This is a genomic window from Sphaerisporangium sp. NBC_01403, assembly GCF_045040145.1.
Taxonomy (GTDB): domain Bacteria; phylum Actinomycetota; class Actinomycetes; order Streptosporangiales; family Streptosporangiaceae; genus Sphaerisporangium; species Sphaerisporangium viridialbum.
In genome coordinates this window covers 8,513,677-8,527,434 of record NZ_CP109534.1, presented here as the reverse complement: position 1 = coordinate 8,527,434, position 13,758 = coordinate 8,513,677, and the positions used below count along the sequence as shown (strand labels likewise).

Annotated in this window: 12 protein-coding genes; 7 read left to right on the top strand and 5 right to left on the bottom strand. The window is 71.9% G+C overall.

What is annotated here, in order from left to right; all coding sequences use genetic code 11:
• Positions 1-3 precede the first annotated feature (3 nt).
• Entirely contained in the window at positions 4-639 is a 636-nt protein-coding gene (locus OG589_RS38330; protein WP_405143397.1) for an NAD(P)-dependent oxidoreductase, read from the bottom strand.
• A gap of 104 nt (positions 640-743) precedes the next feature.
• Between OG589_RS38330 and OG589_RS38325 the strand changes: the two genes are divergently transcribed.
• Positions 744-1,358 carry a TetR/AcrR family transcriptional regulator gene (locus OG589_RS38325; RefSeq protein WP_405143395.1) on the top strand — a complete coding sequence of 205 codons (615 nt, stop codon included), beginning with the start codon at positions 744-746 and terminating at the stop codon, positions 1,356-1,358.
• A 12-nt stretch (positions 1,359-1,370) separates the two neighbouring features.
• Here OG589_RS38325 and OG589_RS38320 read toward each other — a convergent pair whose 3' ends face one another.
• Positions 1,371-2,588 carry an FAD-dependent monooxygenase gene (locus OG589_RS38320; RefSeq protein ID WP_405143394.1) on the bottom strand — a complete coding sequence of 406 codons (1,218 nt, stop codon included), beginning with the start codon at positions 2,586-2,588 and terminating at the stop codon, positions 1,371-1,373.
• Positions 2,589-2,678: 90 nt separating this feature from the next.
• On the opposite strand from OG589_RS38320, the gene OG589_RS38315 reads away from it, so the two are divergent.
• Positions 2,679-3,419: a TetR family transcriptional regulator gene (locus tag OG589_RS38315; protein ID WP_405143392.1), complete on the top strand. Its 741-nt coding sequence runs from the start codon at positions 2,679-2,681 to the stop codon at positions 3,417-3,419.
• A 33-nt stretch (positions 3,420-3,452) separates the two neighbouring features.
• On the opposite strand, the gene OG589_RS38310 is transcribed toward OG589_RS38315, so the two are convergent.
• Together OG589_RS38310 and OG589_RS38305 are read right to left on the bottom strand one after the other, a co-directional pair.
• Complete coding sequence (locus tag OG589_RS38310) at positions 3,453-4,763, bottom strand: carotenoid oxygenase family protein (protein ID WP_405143390.1); 1,311 nt, start codon at positions 4,761-4,763, stop codon at positions 3,453-3,455.
• Between the two features lie 42 nt (positions 4,764-4,805).
• On the bottom strand, positions 4,806-5,363 hold the full coding sequence (locus OG589_RS38305) for a hypothetical protein (protein WP_405143389.1): 558 nt from the start codon (positions 5,361-5,363) through the stop codon (positions 4,806-4,808).
• A 90-nt stretch (positions 5,364-5,453) separates the two neighbouring features.
• Here OG589_RS38305 and OG589_RS38300 point away from each other — a divergent pair, with 90 nt between their 5' ends.
• The 5 genes from OG589_RS38300 (at position 5,454) to OG589_RS38280 (ending at position 12,190) form a co-directional block, all read left to right on the top strand.
• Complete coding sequence (locus OG589_RS38300; RefSeq protein WP_405143388.1) at positions 5,454-5,990, top strand: PadR family transcriptional regulator; 537 nt, start codon at positions 5,454-5,456, stop codon at positions 5,988-5,990.
• A gap of 98 nt (positions 5,991-6,088) precedes the next feature.
• Positions 6,089-7,288: a thiolase family protein gene (locus OG589_RS38295; RefSeq protein WP_405143387.1), complete on the top strand. Its 1,200-nt coding sequence runs from the start codon at positions 6,089-6,091 to the stop codon at positions 7,286-7,288.
• Positions 7,285-9,378, top strand: coding sequence for a 3-hydroxyacyl-CoA dehydrogenase NAD-binding domain-containing protein (locus tag OG589_RS38290; protein ID WP_405143386.1), 2,094 nt, complete (start codon positions 7,285-7,287; stop codon positions 9,376-9,378). The genes OG589_RS38295 and OG589_RS38290 overlap by 4 nt, the downstream gene beginning before the upstream one ends.
• 25 nt (positions 9,379-9,403) lie before the next feature.
• Complete coding sequence (locus OG589_RS38285) at positions 9,404-10,279, top strand: putative RNA methyltransferase (protein ID WP_405143385.1); 876 nt, start codon at positions 9,404-9,406, stop codon at positions 10,277-10,279.
• A 117-nt stretch (positions 10,280-10,396) separates the two neighbouring features.
• Complete coding sequence (locus OG589_RS38280) at positions 10,397-12,190, top strand: prolyl oligopeptidase family serine peptidase (protein ID WP_405143384.1); 1,794 nt, start codon at positions 10,397-10,399, stop codon at positions 12,188-12,190.
• A 7-nt stretch (positions 12,191-12,197) separates the two neighbouring features.
• On the opposite strand, the gene OG589_RS38275 is transcribed toward OG589_RS38280, so the two are convergent.
• On the bottom strand, positions 12,198-13,661 hold the full coding sequence (locus OG589_RS38275; RefSeq protein ID WP_405143383.1) for a PP2C family protein-serine/threonine phosphatase: 1,464 nt from the start codon (positions 13,659-13,661) through the stop codon (positions 12,198-12,200).
• Positions 13,662-13,758: the final 97 nt, after the last annotated feature.

Here is a 13,758-nt window from a genome sequence, read left to right as displayed (position 1 = left end):
AGGTCAGTACGCCACCCCGACCGCCTGCTTCACCGTCGCGGGGTCGTCCACCATCGCGAGCATCGCGTGCGCCAGGTCTGCGCGCGAGATCGTGTAGCCGCGCGGCACGTTGCCCCCGACCACCCGGCGGTAGTTGCCGGTCAGCGGCTTGTCGGTCAGGCGGGGCGGGCGCACGACGGTCCACTCCGCAGCGCTGCGCCGCACCTCCTCCTCCATCGCCCCGAGGTCGGCGTACACGTCGCGCAGGGCCCTGCGCAGCAGCGGCAGCGCCATCGCGCGGTACCACAGGGCCTCTCCCTCGGGCACCGGGCCGACCGGCACCGCGCTGAGGACCGCGATCCTGCGGACGTCGTTCGCGTCCATCGCCCGCAGGATCGACCGCAGCGCCATCGAGGCGATGCCCGCCTCCTTCCTGCTGTTCGCCCCGAGCGCCGAGATGACGGCCTCCCGGCCGGCGAGCGCGGGGCGCAGCGCGTCGGGGCTGGTGACGTCGGCGGTCACCACCTCCAGCGCGGAGTGACTGATGGGCAGGCGCGCCGGATCGCGCACCACGGCCGCGACCTGGTGACCCGCGTCGAGCGCCTGCCGGACGACTTCTCTTCCCGTACCGCCGGTGGCTCCGAAGACGGTGAGCTTCATGAGACATCCCCCAAAAGTTGGTGAGTACTCACTCACATCATAGGATGAGTACCCGCCCTCCGCGCGGGCAAAGCCTGGGACCGGTGAAAGGACCGAACTCTTCGATGCCCCGTCAGCGCACCGCCGCCGGCGCTCGCACACGGCACCGCATCCTTGCGGCCGCCGAGCAGCTCATGCGCACCCTGGGCCTGGCCCGCGTGACCACCAAGGAGATCGCCCGTGCGGCCGGGTGCTCGGAGGCGGCCCTCTACCGGCACTTCTCCGGCAAGGAGGAGCTCTTCATCGCCGTCCTGCAGGAGCGGCTGCCCGCGCTCGGCTCCCTGATCGCGGAGCTGTCGGCGGATCCGGGCGACCGTACGGCCGAGCAGTGCCTCGCCGACATCGCCCACAACGCCACGCTGTTCTACGAGGCGAGCATGCCGATCGGCTCCTCGCTCTTCGCCGAGCCCGCGCTGCTCCAGCGCCACCGCGAGGGGCTGCGCAAGCTGGGCGCCGGCCCGCACAAGCCGCTGGACGCGCTCGCCGGCTTCCTGCGCGTACTTCGCGCCGACGGCCGCATCCGCGCGGACGCCGACCCTGAGTCGGCCGCCGCACTGCTTCTCGGGGCCTGTTACCAGCGGGCCTTCCTGCGGCACTTCATGGGCGAGGAGGGCTCGCCGAAGAGCATCGGCGACTTCGCCGCCGGCCTCGCCCGCACCGTCCTCACCGGCATCGCCTGAGATCTCCGGACGTCACCCCGCCCGGCCGGCCAGCGCGGTGTCTCCGTAGTCCTTCAGAGCGGAGGTGCGGCGGGGAAGGCGCCGCAGCAGCCCGCCCGCGGCGGCCGGCACCACCCAGAGGTGGCTCAGCTGGTTGCGCGCCCAGATGGCGGGGCCGCTGCCGGGGACGAGCTGGGCGGCTCCCCTGCCGGCCTTCCGCAGGCCCTCGTCCACCGCCGCCCGGTGCTCGTCCTCGTACCGGGCGAACGCGCGGCGGTGATCGCCCCCTGCGGCGTGGAGCTCGCCCGCGAGCACGTACGCCCCGGCCATCGCCAGGGTGGTGCCGTGGCCGGACAGCAGCGCGGGGCAGTGCGCGGCGTCACCCGCCAGCGAGACCCGGCCGCGCGACCACGGGGCCATGCGGATCTGGCTGACCGAGTCGAAGTAGAAGTCGGGAGCGGCGCTCACCTGGGCTAGAAGCTCGGGCACCCGCCATGCACGGTCGCCGAAGGCCTCGGCCAGCAGCCGCTTCTGCGCCGAGATGTCGCGGTGGTCGTGACCCCCGACGTTCGGAGCGCGGAACACGAAGATCGCGGTGGCCCGGTCGAGGTAGCTGTAGACCCCCGCCATCTTCCCTGGCGCGTTGTACAGCACGACCTGGTCACCGGTGCCGTAGTCCCTGCTCACGTCGGCGGCGGCGACGTAGTAGCCGAGGTGGTGGACGAACCGGGACTCCTCGCCGAAGGCCAGCCTCCTGACGATCGAGTGCAGGCCGTCGGCGCCGATCACGAGGTCGAACCGCCGGGTCTCGCCGCGCTCGAACGCGACCGTCACGCCGTCGTCGTCCTGCTCCATCGTCGTGATCGAGTCGTCGAAGACGTACTCGACGTCGTCCCTGGTGGCGTCGTGCAGGATCTTCACCAGGTCGCCGCGCGGGAGTTCGAGGTCGTCGGTGGGGATGGCCCGGCGCAGGGCCTGGGCGTCGACGTGGCCCGCTCGCCTGCCTGCCGCGTCGACGAACGTGAGCTCCGACATCTCGACGCCCGCCTCCCGCAGTGCCGGCAGGACACCCATGCGCCGGGCGACCTCGACGGCCCGGCCCCGGACGTCGATGGGGTACCCGCCTTCGCGGGGCTCCGGGGCGCGCTCGACCACGACGGGCCGGAACCCGTAACGGGCCAGCCAGTACGCCAGCGTCGGCCCGGCGACGCTCGCCCCGGAGATCAGGACGTCGCGGTTCTTCGTCATCATGGCCTCTCCCCACCTCAGACACTGACCGCCGGTCAGTGGTGTCACTGTAGGACGCTGACCGACGGTCAGGCAAGGGCTATGCTGTGGCCCGTGAGTGAGAAGCCCGTCCCCGACACCCGGGCGAGGATCCTGGAGACCGCCATCTCCCTGTTCCGCAGGCAGGGCTACCAGCGCACCTCGGTTCGCGAGATCGCCGAGCAACTGGGCCTGACCAAGACCGCGGTCCTGTACCACTTCTCCACCAAGGCCGACATCCTCACCGCACTGGCCAGGCCGCTCCTGGACGATCTCGACGCGAGCCTGGCCGAGATCGCCGATCCCGGCCGTCCGGAGACGCGGTGGAAGGTCATCGAGGGGGTGCTCGACGTCTACCTGGCCCACCGGCACACCCTGCAGATGGTGCTCGTGGACCTGTCGCTGCTCACGCGGGAGCCCATCTTCCACCGCTTCGTCGAGACCATGACCAGGGCGAACCACCTGGTGGCCGGGCCGCGTCCCGATCTGGCCGGCAGGGTGCGCGCCGCGCAGGCCATCGCGATGCTGAGCGATCCGGTCATCCTGCTGGCCGACGCCCCCACCGGGCCGCTCCGGCGCGAGGTGCTGGCCGGTGTACGCCGCCTGTTCGCCGACTCTCCGACCAAGACAGAACCCGAGACAGAACCCGAGACGGCGCCGCGCCGGCGAGCGGGGAGCGGCAGGCCCAGCGCGCTGAGCCCCGAGATGATCGGCACCGCGCGCCGGATGCACGCGAGCGGCTCGCACACCATGGCCGAGATCGCGGCCACCCTCGGCGTCTCCCGCGCGACGCTCTACCGGCACCTCTCACCGTGACATCGAGATATTGAGACGCTTTCTGAGACGGGATTATGAGACACTGTGGTCGGCGAGCCACGTCCCGTGGAAGCCCGCGGGGACGCGGCGCGGCAGCCGTACGGAGGCGACGAAGTCGAGCCCGGCGGCGTCCAGGACGAGCAGCTCCGAGCCCTCCGTGTCGTTGACGATCGACATCAGCCACCCCCCGTCCTCCGCCCGCGCGCCGGAGGACGGCACGAACACCGCATCGCCCGGCCGCGCGCCGAGGTCCCGCACGCGCGACGTGCCGGTCTCGGTGTCGTACTTCACCACCGCCTCCTCGGTGACCGTGTAGAGGAACCTGCTCGACCGGCCGAGCCGCTCCTCGTCGAACGTGGGGAACTCCACGGCGCGGTCGTCGAGCTGCTCCTCCTTCACCGCGCCGCTCGCGGGGTCGAGCACCCACCGGTGGAGCACGGCGCCGCCCGTCCCGGCGGCGGGGACGGCGCTGCCGCCGATGCGGGGCCAGATGCGGGCGAAAGCGCCGGACGAGTAGCGCACCGCGTCGAGCACCACCCGGCCCGAGGCGTCCTCACGGGCGTTGCCGACGTGGAAGACGTAACAGGGGTCGACGTCGAACCAGGTCACCCGCCCCGCGCGGTCCATCACGCCGAGCCGGGCGCCGTAGGAGTCGTCCCACTGGAACGGCAGGCCGCCTCCCATGAGCTCCTTGTCGAAGACGACGGGCAGGTCCAGCCACACGACGTGGTTCTCGGTGATCGCGAAGTCGTGCACCATCGTCGGGCCGGGGACGTCGATGACGCGGCTCTCCACCAGCTCCCCCGCGGCGGACAGGCGGTGGTAGGTCAGATAGGGCGCGAAGACGCCGTAGCCGAAGAAGTGCAGCTCTCCGGTCGCCGGGTCGCGCTTCGGGTGCGCCGTCATCGCGGTGGTGAGCCTGCCGCCGAAGTCGCAGGGCCCCACGGTCTCCAGCTCGGGCGTCAGCTCGTACGGCAGGCCGCTCTCGACCAGGGCGAGGATCTTGCCGGCGTGGCGCATGACGCTGGTGTTGGCGGTGACGGCCGTCCGGTCGGGGCCGTCGGCGCCGACGTAGGGCGCGCCGTCGGTGAACTTGCGGGTGCGCACCCACCGGTTGCGGTACCACTCGGCGCGGCCGTCGCGCAGGCGGACCCCGTGGATCATGCCGTCGCCGGCGAACCAGTGACCGGGATCCTGGCCGGGGAGCGGGTTCGGCCCGTTGCGGAAGTAGCGGCCGGTGAGCTCGGCAGGAAGGGTGCCGGTGACCGGCAGGTCGACGGCGCCGATCTCGTCGGGGACGGGGGCGAGGTGGCCCGACAGGTAGGAAGGTGTGGCGATGGACATGACGCTCTCCAGACGTATAGGTGGTTTCCACGAAGAAGCAGCTCAAGCGGCGTAGCGAGCGGCGACGGCCTTGGGGTAGCGGACGGTGAACAGCGCGGGCGCCACGAAGGTGACGATCTTGATCGTGACCACGGCGGCGGTCGCGTGCGGCGCGTTGTGGAGCAGGAGGGCCAGCGAGACGGCCGCGACGACGAAGGCCACGCCCCACGCCGAGGTGATGACCGCGTTGACCCGGTAGAACAGCGGCGTCTCCTGCACCTCCCGGGTGGTCATGCTCCGGGCGATGCCGAGGGTGAACGGCCGGCGGATGGCCAGGGATCCCCAGGCGGTCAGCGCCAGCCAGGCGTTCACCAGGGCCGGGCCGTACGGCATCAGCGGGGACTCGGGGGCGACCAGGGAGATCACCGTGACGACCGTGAAGAACACCGCCGCGCTGGACTCGATCACCATCTGGTCCCACCGCCTGCCCGACCTGCGGTCGGCGGCGATGACCACCAGTGCGATCACGAGCCCGGCGACCGCGCCGTAGCGCCATTCGTCGCCGGTGGCGATGACGGCGTACACGATCCACGGGAGGAAACCGAGGAGGCTGCGGATCATTGTCAGGACCTTTTCGACGTTCCAATGTAGACATGTCGAAAGTAGAAGGTCCGCTGGTGACCTGTCAACTGTGGAATGTAGGATCGCCTCATGAGCCTTCGACACGCACTGCTCGGCATGCTCGCCCAGGGCCCGGCCAGCGGCTACGACCTGCTGAAGATCTTCGAGATCTCCCTGGCCAACGTGTGGCCGGCCACGCAGAGCCAGGTCTACGCCGAGCTTTCCCGCCTCGCCGACGCCGGGCTCGTCAAGGTCGCGGCGCAGGGCCCGCGCGGCCGCAAGGAGTACGCCATCGACGAGACGGGCCTGGCCGAGCTGCGCCACTGGCTGACGGAGGTCGAGCCCAGTCATGCCGGGCGCAGCGACATGCTGCTGCGTGTCTTCTTCCTCGGCCAGGTCGACCAGGAGCAGGCACGCGCCTACCTGCGGCGACGGGCCGAGTTCGGGGCCGAGCAACACGAGAGGCTAGCCGCTTTGAAGGGGGTGGTGTCCGGCGGGGACGACGATCTGTCGGTCTACGGCCGGCTCGCCCTTGAGTGGGGGCTCAGGTTCAGCGCCCTGCAGCGCGAGTGGGCCGAGTGGGCCGAAGGCCAGCTCCAGCAAGACCAGGGGAAACCACCGGAGTAGGCATCGCGGGCCCCTTCGCGACCAGGGGCGCGGCCGTGGCATCATGTTACTCACGAGTAGCCCAAAGCCGGAAGCTACCCGGCAGCGAGGAGCCAACCGTGCCTTCGTCCCGTGACGTCGTGTTCGTCGACGGCGTACGCACACCTTTCGGCAAGTCGGGCCCCAAGGGCCTGTACGCCGAGACGCGCGCCGACGACCTGGTCGTCCGCGTCATCCGTGAACTGATGCGGCGCAACCCGACCCTGCCGCCCGAGCGTGTCGACGAGGTGGCCATCGCCGCCACCACCCAGATCGGCGACCAGGGCCTGACCATCGGCCGCTCGGCCGCGGTGCTGGCCGGGCTCCCGAAGTCCGTGCCCGGCTACGCCATCGACCGCATGTGCGCGGGCGCGATGACGGCGGTCACCAGCGTGGCGGGCGGCATCGCCTTCGGCGCCTACGACGTCGCCATCGCGGGCGGCGTCGAGCACATGGGCCGCCACCCCATGGGCGAGGGCGTCGACCCCAACCCGCGCTTCCTGTCCGAGAAGCTGGTCGACGGCTCCGCGCTGATCATGGGCATGACCGCGGAGAACCTCCACGACCGCTACCCGGCGATCAGCAAGGCGCGTGCCGACGCCTACGCCGTCGCCTCCCAGGAGAAGGTCGCCAAGGCCTACGCGAACAACAGGATCCAGCCCGACCTGGTGCCGATGGCCACCCGCAAGGCCGCGGAGGGCTGGGGCCTCGCCACCGAGGACGAGCCGCCGCGGCCCGGCACCACCATCGAGGGCCTCGCCTCGCTCAAGACGCCCTTCCGCCCGCACGGCCACGTCACCGCCGGCAACTCCGCGGGCATCAACGACGGCGCCACCGGCAGCATCCTCGCCGCCGCCGACACCGCCGCCGAGCTCGGCCTGACGCCCAAGATGAGGCTGGTCTCCTACGGCTTCGCCGGCGTCGACCCCGAGGTCATGGGGGTCGGCCCCATCCCCTCCACCGAGCGGGCGCTGCGCCTGGCCGGGCTGTCCGTCGGCGACATCGGCCTGTTCGAGATCAACGAGGCCTTCGCCGTGCAGGTGCTGGCCTTCCTCGAACACTTCGGCATCGCCGACGACGACCCGAGGGTCAACCCGTACGGCGGCGCGATCGCGTTCGGCCACCCGCTCGCCTCCTCGGGCGTACGGCTGATGACTCAGCTCGCCCGCGAGTTCGGCGAGCGCCCCGACGTGCGCTACGGCATCACCACGATGTGCGTCGGCATGGGCATGGGCGGCACGGTTGTCTGGGAGAACCTCGCCTGGGAGGGCGCCAAGTGAGCGACATCACCAAGATCTTCGCCGACGAGGTCGTGACCGGCGCGCTCGTACGCGACGTCCGGCTGCCCGGCGGCGCGGGCACGATGGCCCTGATCACGCTGGACAACGGCTTCGACCACACCAAGCCGAGCACCTTCGGCCCGCGCGGCCTCGCCGAGCTGGACAAGGCCCTGGACGCCATCTGCGACCGCACCGATCTCGCGGCGGTCGGCGTCACCGGCAAGCCCTTCATCTTCGCCGTCGGCGCCGACCTCAAGGGCGCGTCGCTCGTACGCGACCGCGAGCAGGCAGAGGGCCTCGGCCGGCTGGGGCACGAGGTGTTCCGGCGGCTCGGAGAGCTGGAGATCCCGTCGTTCGCTTTCGTGAACGGCGCGGCGATGGGCGGCGGCCTGGAAGTGGCGCTGCACTGCACCTACCGCACGATCTCGTCGGGCGTCCCCGCGGTCGCGCTCCCCGAGTGCTTCCTCGGCCTGGTGCCCGGCTGGGGCGGCACGCAGCTGCTCCCCCGGCTGATCGGCCCGGCGAACGCGCTGAAGCTGATCATCGAGAACCCGCTGTCCCAGAACCGCATGCTCAAGGGCACCGAGGCGTTCAAGCTCGGTGTGGCGGACGCGGTGTTCGAGCCCGCCGACTTCCTTGAGGAGTCCCTGCGCTGGGCCTCCCGCGTGCTCACCGGTGAGACCTCCGTCGCCCGCCCGCCGTTCACCCAGGACGCCGAGTCCTGGAAGGCGGCCGTCGCGGGCGCGCGCACTCTGGTCGACCTGAAGCTGCGCGGCGCCTCCCCCGCCCCTTACCGGGCGCTGGACCTGGTGGAGCTCGCCCGTACGGCCCACCGTGACGAGGGCTTCGAGGCCGAGACCCAGGCGCTGGCCGACCTGCTGATGGGAGACGAGCTGCGCGCCGGGCTGTACTCCTTCGACCTGGTGCAGCGACGGGCCAAGCGGCCGGCCGGGGCTCCGGACCGGGCGCTGGCCCGCAAGGTCACCAAGGTCGGCGTGGTCGGCGCGGGCCTGATGGCCTCGCAGCTCGCCCTGCTGTTCGCCCGCCGCCTGGAGGTGCCGGTGGTGCTCACCGACCTCGACCAGGCGCGCCTCGACAAGGGCGTCGGGTACGTGCACGCCGAGGTCGGCAAGCTGCTCGGCAAGGGCCGGATCAGCGCCGACCAGGCCAACCGGCTCAAGGGCCTCGTGACCGGGTCGCTGACCAAGGACGCGTTCGCCGACGCCGACTTCGTCATCGAGGCCGTCTTCGAGGACCTCAAGGTCAAGAGGCAGGTCTTCGCCGAGGTCGAGGCCGTCGTCGGTCCCGAGTGCGTGCTGGCCACCAACACCTCCTCCCTCTCGGTCACCGCGATGGCGGCCGAGCTGCGGCACCCCGAGCGCGTGGTGGGCTTCCACTTCTTCAACCCGGTCGCGGTGCTGCCCCTGCTGGAGATCGTCAGGGGCGAGCGCACCGACGACGCGACGCTGGCCACGGCATTCGCGGTGGGCAAGACGCTCAGGAAGTCCAGCGTGCTGGTGAAGGACGCCCCGGCGTTCGTGGTGAACCGGCTGCTCACCCGCTTCATGGGCGAGGTCATCGGGGCGGTCGACGAGGGCACCCCGATCGCGACGGCCGACCACGCGCTGGACGGCCTGGGGCTGCCGATGACGCCGTTCACGCTGCTCCAGCTCGTCGGCCCGGCCGTGGCCCTCCACGTCGCCGAGACCCTGCACGAGGCCTTCCCCGGCCGGTACGGCGTGTCCGCGAACCTGGCGGCGCTCGTGAAGGCCGGCAAGCCCGGGGTCTACGCGCCGGACTTCTCGATCGACCCCGAGGCGCGGCAGATCTTCGAGGGGTCGGGGGCCGAGGGGCCGAGCGCCGAGCAGGTGCGCGACCGCGCGCTGGCCGCGATGGCCGAGGAGGTGCGCCTGATGCTCGACGAGGGCGTGGTCGCCGCCGCCGAGGACATCGACCTGTGCATGATCCTCGGCGCCGGCTGGCCGTTCCACACCGGTGGGATCACCCCGTATCTCGACCGCACGGGGGTCTCCGCCGAGGTCAACGGCCGTCCGTTCCTGGCACCGGGGGTCGCCTCCGTCCCGGCCTGAACGCGCGGTTCGGGATGATGGGGGCATGCTGGTCGACGCCATCGAGTACCTTGTCTGCCCCGTCTGCCGCGGCGATCTCGCCATCGAGGGCGCGGCGGTGCGGTGCGCGCGAGGTCATTCCTTCGACGTCGCCAGGCAGGGCTACGTGAGCCTGCTGACGGGGTCGGGCGTCCCCGGCACCGCCGACACCCCCGCCATGGTGGCCGCGCGGGCCGAGTTCCTCGGCGCGGGGCACTTCGCGTCCCTGGCCGGCCGGCTCAGCGAGCTGGCCGGCCACCGGGGCACCGCCGGCGGTACGGACCGGGACGACGACGGGCGTACGGCCGGACGGCGCAGGGTCGTGCTGGACGCCGGGGCCGGCACGGGCCACTACCTCGCCGGGACGCTGGGGCCCGGCGACGTGGGGATCGCGCTGGACATCTCCAAGCACGCGCTCAGGCGGGCGGCCCGCGCCCACCCCCGCATCGGCGCCGTCGTCGCGGACGTGTGGCGGCCGTTGCCGGTCAGGGACGGCTGCGCCGACGTCCTGCTCGACGTCTTCGCCCCGAGGAACGGGCCCGAGTTCGCCCGGGTGCTGCGGCCCGGCGGCGTCCTCATCGTGGTGACGCCGACGCCGCGCCACCTCGCGCCCCTGGTCGAAAGGCTCGGCCTGCTCTCGGTGGACGAGTCCAAGAGCCGGCGGGTCGAGGAGGCCCTGGGGGCGCATTTCACCGAGACCGCGCACGTGACCGAGGAATCAGACATGCTGCTCGGCCCCAAGGCCATAGAGACCGTGGTAGGCATGGGTCCGAGCGCTTGGCACACCGACCCTGTGGCGCTCAGGGAAGAGATCTCACGCCTTCCGGACCCGATGACCGTGAAAATGTCGTGCCGGATCTCCCTCTTCCGTAAGATCGCCTAGGCGAACTGGAATCACGAATTTCCCCGACTTTGTAGGCCATTTTCCGTTTCCAAGCGACATACTTAACGGCAACCCGCCGATCCCGGGTCCGGGAGAGCGTGAGGGAGGGGCACGCCCATGAAGGCCGAGGAACGCTGGCAGGCCAGGTTCCGCGCGGCACGTATGACCCTGCCCGTCTGGGCACGGCTGGCGCCGGCCCGAGCCGTCTACCGCTGCAACATCTCCGGCATCTGGGAGATCCACGCCTGGGACCGGTCGAACGGCGCCACGCGTCAGGTGACCAGCCGCCCGAGGGGCACGTCCCACGCCGCCATCGACCCGACCGGCCAGTGGATCTACTGGTTCTCCGACACCTACGGCGACGAGTTCGGCATCTGGATGCGCCAGCCGTTCAACGGCGGCCCCGAGACGCCCGCCCATCCCGACCTCGCACCCGGGCACCCGACCGGCCTCGCGCTGTCGGCCACGGGCACCGCCGCCGTCGGCAGGAGCAGCCGCCACGGCTTCCAGGTGCTCCACACGCGGCTCGGCGGCGACGAGAAGCCCACCGTGATCTACGAGTCCCGCGAGTTCGTCCAGGTCGCCGGCATGTCGCTCGACGGCACGCTGATCGCGGTGAGCCACAGCGAGCACGGCGACTCGCGCCACCCCGCGCTTCGCGTGATCAGGTCCAACGGCCAGGTCGTCGGCGACCTGAACGACGGGCCGGGCAAGGGCTTCACCGGGGTGCGGTTCGCCCCCACCATGACCGACCGGCGCATCCTCGCCCTGCACGAGCGGCGGGGCCGCCGCGAGCCCCTGGTCTGGGATCCGGTGACCGGCGAGCAGCGCGAGATCTGGCTGCGGGTGCCCGGCGAGATCACCGCCGACTGGTACCACGACGGACGCGCCCTGCTCATCGGCCACAACAACCGCGCCAGGACCGAGCTGTTCCGGTACGACCTGGGCGGCGGCGGGCTCACGCCGATCAAGACCCTGCACGGCGTCATCCATGACGCGATGCCCCGGCCGGACGGCACGGTGGAGTACTCCTGGTCGAGCGCCGCGCATCCTCCGGTGGTCAGGTCCAGCGACGGGCACGTGGTCATGAACCAGTCGGGGCCCTCCGCGCCGCCTTCGGTGCCGCTGGAGGACGTCTTCGTCGAGGGGCCGGGCGGGCGCATCCACGCCCTGGTCTCGCGGCCGGAGAGCGGCCCCGCGCCGTACCCGACGGTGTTCCTGCTGCACGGCGGCCCGGCCGCGCAGGACGACGACTCGTTCCTCCCGAACGTCGCCGCCTGGGTCGACGCCGGCTTCGCCGTCATCCGCGTGAACTACCGGGGCTCCACAGGCTACGGCTCGGCCTGGCGGGACGCCCTTCGGGGCGACGTGGGCCACATCGAGCTGGCCGACGTGGCGGCGGTGCGCGACTGGGCCGTCAACCAGGGTGTGGCCGACCCCGAACGGCTGGTGCTCGCGGGCGCCTCCTGGGGCGGCTACCTCACGCTCCTCGGCATCGGCACCCAGCCTAAGACCTGGGTCGCGGGCATCGCGGCCGTGCCGATCGCCGACCACGCGGCGGCCTACGGCGACGAGACCGAGGGGCTGCGCGCCTACCACCGCGCCCTGTTCGGCGGCTCCCCGCAGGAGGTGCCCGACCTGTACGCGGCGTCGTCCCCGATCTCCTACCTCGACTCGCTCCAGGCGCCGCTGCTGGTGCTGGCCGGCGAGAACGACCCGCGCTCGCCGATCAGTCAGATCGAGAAGTACCTGGAGAAGCTCACCGAGCGGCGGCACGAGTTCGAGGTCTACCGCTACAACGCGGGTCACGGCACGCTGGTCGTCGAGGAGCGCATCCGGCAGATGTCGGCGCAGCTGGACTTCGCCCGCAAGCACGTCGGGCTCGCCCAGCCTGCCTCCAGCCGCCCCTGAGCGCCGCCTAGTCGGCCCGGAGGACCAGGATGGCCAGGTCGTCGGCGCTCGGCTCGATCGCGAAGTCCTGCACCGCGCGGCGGATGCGCTCGGCCACCGCGCGCGCGGACAGCTCGGCGCACTCGGCGAGGAGCTTGGACAGGCCGCCGTCGTCGTCCAGCAGCCGCTCGCCCGACCGGCGCTCGGTCACCCCGTCGGTCACGCCCAGCAGGACGTCTCCCGGCGCCAGGTGGACGCGGTCGGCGACGAACTCGGCCTCGGGGAAGACCCCGAGCAGGGACTGGGAGGTCACCACGGCCTCCACCACACCGCTCGGCCTCAGCCGCAGGGCCTCGGGATGCCCGGCGGAGATCAGCGAGAGGTCGAGGCCGTCGTCGGTGCGGGTGATCTCGCCGTGGAGCAGGGTCAGGAACCTCGCCCGCTCGCCCTCCTCCAGGATCGCCTGGTTCAGCCGCGAGACGACCGACGCCACGTCGTACCCCTCGCGGGCGAGCAGGCGGATCGTGTGGCGGGCGAGGCCGGTGACCGCCGCGGCCTGCGGGCCGGTGCCGCAGACGTCGCCGATCGCGAACCGCCAGGAGCTCTCACCGGTGGTGAACAGGTCGTAGAAGTCGCCGCCGACCTCGTTGGTCTCGCCCGCCGGCTCGTACACCACGGAGTAGTCGAGGCCGGGGGTCTCGGCGGGGGTGCCGGGCGGCAGGAGGCTGCGCTGCAGGGCGCGGTTGGCGTCGGCCTGCTGGGCGTAGAGCCGGGCGTTGTCCATCGCCAGCGCCGCCCGCCGCCCGAGGTCCTCCGCGAGCTGGGCGACGTCGTCGGGGAAGCGGCCGGAGCGCCCGAGGCACATCATGCCGAGGCTGCGCCCGCGGGCCACCAGGGGGAAGGCCAGCGACTGCCAGTCGCCGAGCTGGACCGGCACCGGGGTGAGGTTGTCCACCGAGGGGATCACGACCCTGTCGAGCTGCTCGCGCAGCAGGTCGATCTGGGACTCGTCGGCGTGCCAGAGATAGGAGAGGCCGAGCGGCCCGAGACCGGAGTCGGCCGTGTAGACGGCGCACCAGGTGGCGAGGCGCGGCACCACGATCTGGGCGATCAGCGCGGGGACCATGTCGGGGTCGAGGGTGCCGGCGAGCAGATCGCTCGCGTCGGCGAGGAAGCCGAGCCAGCCGGGCCCCTGCGAGGACCCCTGCCCGGTCCAGTCGTCCACCACGCGGCCGCCGTCGCCGCCGGGCAGGTGAAGGCGGGCCCAGCGGGTGCGGAGAGCCCCCGCGAAGCTCACGCCCCAGACGGTGACAGGAGCGGACGACGGGGCCGTGGCGACCTCGTCGTCGCTCTTCTGGCGAACCTCGATCTGGAGGGAATCCCCCTGGTGCACCCATACGATCTCAAAAGGGACATCGCCGACCTCGGAGACCAGCTCTCCGGTCAGCCGCTCGGCCTCCGCGCCGATGGGAGCGGCCGCCCACGCGGTCATCACCTCACGCGTGAACCGCAACGCGGCGGGTAGGGCCGTTCTGCCAGGCGCGAACGAAGCGGCCAGCACACCCCGGGAAGAACTTGTCATTGCACCG

Coding starts and splice junctions, on each gene's coding strand:
- OG589_RS38305 (WP_405143389.1), bottom strand. CDS start 5,363: ATGATCCGCAGCCTCCTCGGTTTCCTCCCGTGGATCGTGTACGCCGTC.
- OG589_RS38310 (WP_405143390.1), bottom strand. CDS start 4,763: ATGTCCATCGCCACACCTTCCTACCTGTCGGGCCACCTCGCCCCCGTC.
- OG589_RS38280 (WP_405143384.1), top strand. CDS start 10,397: ATGAAGGCCGAGGAACGCTGGCAGGCCAGGTTCCGCGCGGCACGTATG.
- OG589_RS38330 (WP_405143397.1), bottom strand. CDS start 639: ATGAAGCTCACCGTCTTCGGAGCCACCGGCGGTACGGGAAGAGAAGTC.
- OG589_RS38300 (WP_405143388.1), top strand. CDS start 5,454: ATGAGCCTTCGACACGCACTGCTCGGCATGCTCGCCCAGGGCCCGGCC.
- OG589_RS38275 (WP_405143383.1), bottom strand. CDS start 13,661: ATGACCGCGTGGGCGGCCGCTCCCATCGGCGCGGAGGCCGAGCGGCTG.
- OG589_RS38325 (WP_405143395.1), top strand. CDS start 744: ATGCCCCGTCAGCGCACCGCCGCCGGCGCTCGCACACGGCACCGCATC.
- OG589_RS38320 (WP_405143394.1), bottom strand. CDS start 2,588: ATGATGACGAAGAACCGCGACGTCCTGATCTCCGGGGCGAGCGTCGCC.
- OG589_RS38285 (WP_405143385.1), top strand. CDS start 9,404: ATGCTGGTCGACGCCATCGAGTACCTTGTCTGCCCCGTCTGCCGCGGC.